Here is a 3,729-nt window from a genome sequence, read left to right as displayed (position 1 = left end):
CTCACAGACGTCCGATCCGTGCCCAAAACGGGGCTTGCGCGACCGCCGCCTACCCAGCAGACTGCCCGAAAAGGGCGTTTGAACTTCCTATACGCTTGCGCGACCGCCGCCTACCCAGCAGACTGCCCGAAAAGGGCGTTTGAACTTCCTATACGCTTGCTCGTCATGCCGGCGAAGGCGCACTGCTGTCCGGGGAAAAACACGGCACCTGCCGGAATGCGCTGCGGCGTTCGTCCGTGGGCGTACCATGTGCCTGCATGTGTAGGCATTGGAGACCGGAAATGAACCATCTACTGCTTGCCCTCCTCATCGCCGCTGCGGCGCTTGCGTGGCCGGCGGAGGCTTTCGTCGGCCCGCCCACCCTTGACCCCGACGTTGCGCAGTCGGGGCAAGTCGTCCATCTCCGTCTGACAACGGGAATATGTGACGGGGTTCCTGGTGGAGCCAACAACCCCGCCATTTCCGTAAATGGCTTCGCTATAGACGTCCTTATTGAAGGGTCGCGGCGCTTTGACCCAATACTTTGCCCATTTCCCATAATAAACCATGTGTGGCCTATTGGCTCATTCTCACATGGCTCGTACAACGTAACCGTGCGATATCGGTTCACACCATTCGGCCTCCCCACAGTCATTGAGACCTTGGGGGTGTTGCCGCTCGAAGTGTTGGGAGGGCCGATAGCGCAACCGCAACCGGTTCCCGCTATCGGCTTGTCGCCACTGTTCGCCTTGGTTCTGGGCATGATGTACATAGGGAGACTTTTTTATGACAAGACGACTGCTAGGGTTGTCCCTGGCATTTCAGGCTCTGCTCTCCTGGGGAGGAGAGGCCGCCGGGCAACCGGCAGCGCTCCGGCCGAGGCTTCACGTCCTGCTATCCACCGACGAGGGGGCGCCAACGCCTGATTATGTTGTTGGCTCATGGAACTTCGAATCAAAAGCGCCCACCCCGGGCTTGGCGGTTGGAAACCCCCAGGGCGCCTGGTACTTGTTGCCAAGGCGAGCAACCGGAGATTTCAAGGCGCTGCTAGACGGCAATCCTGATACACCCAGGGCACGACTGGAGCGCTATATCGTTGTTGAGTATCCGGACCACATCAGTAGCGCGCTCGGGCGTACGGCGCTGCTGGCGGATCCGAACATCGAGGCGGTGTTTTTCCCCATTGAGCTGGAGCTATCGGCCGCCACGCTCCAGACCTTCGTCGTAGAGCAACCCGTTCCACTTGGTGGCGGATACAACTACGGCTGGGGGGATCTGAACCTGGCGAAGGCGTGGAACTACGCGGGTGGTCATGCGTTGGTTGGGTTGGTCGATACCGGACTGTCCACCAATCATCCCGAGCTCCGGAGCTTTACGCCAGCAGGCGCGTTCACGCGAGGCAACTTTCTGCCCGCCTACTCCTTGGACATCGGGGAGTGGCCCATCCCCAACAGCATCGTCGCAAACGTTGATGAAAGACGGCCGGGGTTGGTCCAGAGCCCTCATCCGTTCTGTCCGACCGATCAGAATGGCTTTGCGCCTATCGACTTCGTCGGCCACGGTACTCACGTGGCGGGTCTGGTTGGTGCCAATGCCTACGACGGGACCACGGTGGAAGGCGTCTGCAAGAGCTGCGGTATCGCGATATACCGGATTGTTTTCGGCAGGTGCTACAACGGCTTCGGCGTGCTCGCCGATCTAAACAGCGATGCCGCCGCAGCGGCGTTCACTTTCCTGGGTGATACCGGAGCGCAGGTGATCAGCAACAGCTTCGGTTTCGATCCGGGAGTCAGTGACTTCTGCGGCGCGAATCCGAAGAACGCATTTTGCGAAGCGCTCGATTACATCGAGAGCCGAGAGATCATTATCGTTGCAGCGTCGGGAAACAACCGCAAATGGATCGACTTCCCGGCTGCTGATTCCCGCGTTGTCGCGGCGGGTGGAACAGATGAGTTTTTGGACCTGTGGAACGAGGACAAGGATCCGCCGCCACACCACAGGGACGACTGCCCACACCCAGGACTTGATGATCAGTGCGGCTCCAACCGCACATTCAACATTCTTGACCCAAAGCAGGAGGTAGTGGCAGCGGCCAGGCAAGTCTACGGCACGATGTACGCCGGATTTGACTGGAATCCGGGCTATGGATGTGGGGATAGTTTTGGTCCGGGCATCGCGAGCGATGGCTACGGCAACTGCACCGGCACATCCATGTCAGCGCCACAGATTGCCGGTGTGCTGGGCTTGATTCGCTCGATCAATCCGCTTGTTGGAGCTGGCGACCCGGAGAACGCCATGGTCTTCGGTGTGCGCGATGTGCTGTCCTCCACGACCTATCAGGCACAGGCTGGCATCAGCTGGGGCTTTGATCTGGGCTACGGTCGTCCGGACGTGGAGGCAGCGGTGAAGCGCATGCTCGGCAAGGTTGCAGGCGCTACCACCAGGAACCGCGTGACGCCGCTTTTCAGCGTCTACGGCAGCGGCCCCAAAGATTACGCCTATACGACATCCCCGCACACGGCGACGGCGCTGCTCATAAACAGTGTCTCCAACTACGTCACGACCGGCACGGCGGTGCAGGGCTATCCGGCGTTTCCGCCTGATCCCTACATTCTCCCGTCCGATACGCCCCGCGCCAACACGTTCATCATGACGACCGAGTACAAGACCCGCGCCAGTTATCCGGACTTGGTGCCGCTGTACCTGCTGGACAGAGAGCGGAACTATCCCATCGGCTGCAATCCGTCCGTTCCGCCCTGCAATGCGAACAATCGCGACTACCTGCTGGCGACTGGCACGGGCGAGGTTGAGGCGCTGCACGCCGCAGGCTATCGCTATCGGGGTATCGAGGGCTATGTCTATCAGCGCTGCACGCCTGAACCTTCCTGCATTCCACCCGGCGCGGAGAAGCTGTGGCGGAAGTGCAAGACCGCTGATGATGACTGCGCCGTCTTCCTGGAGAGCCAGCGCGCCACCTTTGAAGGCATGGGTTACACCGCGACAGTGCCGGCCGGTTTCCCGCAGCATATCGGCTACGCCTACCCCAACGTCGATACCGACGGAGACGGGCTGATCGACGGCATGGAGTACGTGATCGGCACCAGCCACCTGCACACGGATACCGACGGGGATGGCTCGCCGGATGCGACGGAGTTCCCGCTGGCTGCGGTATCCAACAGCGATCCGTGCAACGGCACGTTGGCGGGTCGCTGTCCCGCGGACAAGCTGTTCGACAACGGCTTCCAGTAAGGAAAAAGCCCGGGCGGCGGGTGCCGTCCGGGCTTTGATCGCGATGGTCCGGAATCCCGGACCGGTCGGCGCGACTATCGGTTGCCGCTGTCGCTGGCTTCGGCGGCGACGCGTGCGCCGATCTCCTCCGGCGACAGGCGCTCGGTGGTCAGCAGGGCATTGACGCCCTGCAGGTCGTCGTAGTCGATCAGGCCGGCGGTGTACTTCAGGCGCAGACCGCTGAGGATGAACTGGTGGCGGGCGTTGGAGTAGTCACGCTGCGCCTGGAACAGCAACTGCTGCGACAGCAGCACGTCGACGATGGTGCGGGTGCCGACCTCGAATCCGGCCTGCGTGGCTTCCAGCGCGCTCTGCGCCGACAGCAGCGCCTGGCGGCGTGCCTCGACCGAGCTGATAGTCCGGCAAGGGCAACTACGGCTACAACGCCGCCACCGGCGAGTACGGCGACATGGTGCAGCTGGGCATCCTGGACCCGACCAAGGTGACCCGCAGCGCGCTGCA

2 protein-coding genes are annotated in these 3,729 nt (G+C 61.7%); one reads left to right on the top strand and one right to left on the bottom strand.

Translation table 11 applies throughout. The features are described 5' to 3' along the window. Positions 1-765: 765 nt before the first annotated feature. Positions 766-3,228: a S8 family peptidase gene (locus EDC25_RS14520; protein WP_123521474.1), complete on the top strand. Its 2,463-nt coding sequence runs from the start codon at positions 766-768 to the stop codon at positions 3,226-3,228. Between the two features lie 74 nt (positions 3,229-3,302). Here the strand turns inward: EDC25_RS14520 and EDC25_RS15085 are convergent, their stop codons facing one another. Further along, a complete protein-coding gene (locus EDC25_RS15085) occupies positions 3,303-3,623 on the bottom strand; it encodes a TolC family protein (RefSeq protein ID WP_123521475.1) in 321 nt (106 codons plus the stop codon). Positions 3,624-3,729: the final 106 nt, after the last annotated feature.

It is taken from the genome of Pseudofulvimonas gallinarii, assembly GCF_004343305.1.
Taxonomy (GTDB): Bacteria; Pseudomonadota; Gammaproteobacteria; order Xanthomonadales; family UBA2363; genus Pseudofulvimonas; species Pseudofulvimonas gallinarii.
This window is presented reverse-complemented; position numbering and strand designations above follow the sequence as displayed.

What these genes read in the sequence shown, in the direction of transcription:
- EDC25_RS14520 (WP_123521474.1), top strand. Translation starts at nt 766, where the DNA reads ATGACAAGACGACTGCTAGGGTTGTCCCTGGCATTTCAGGCTCTGCTC.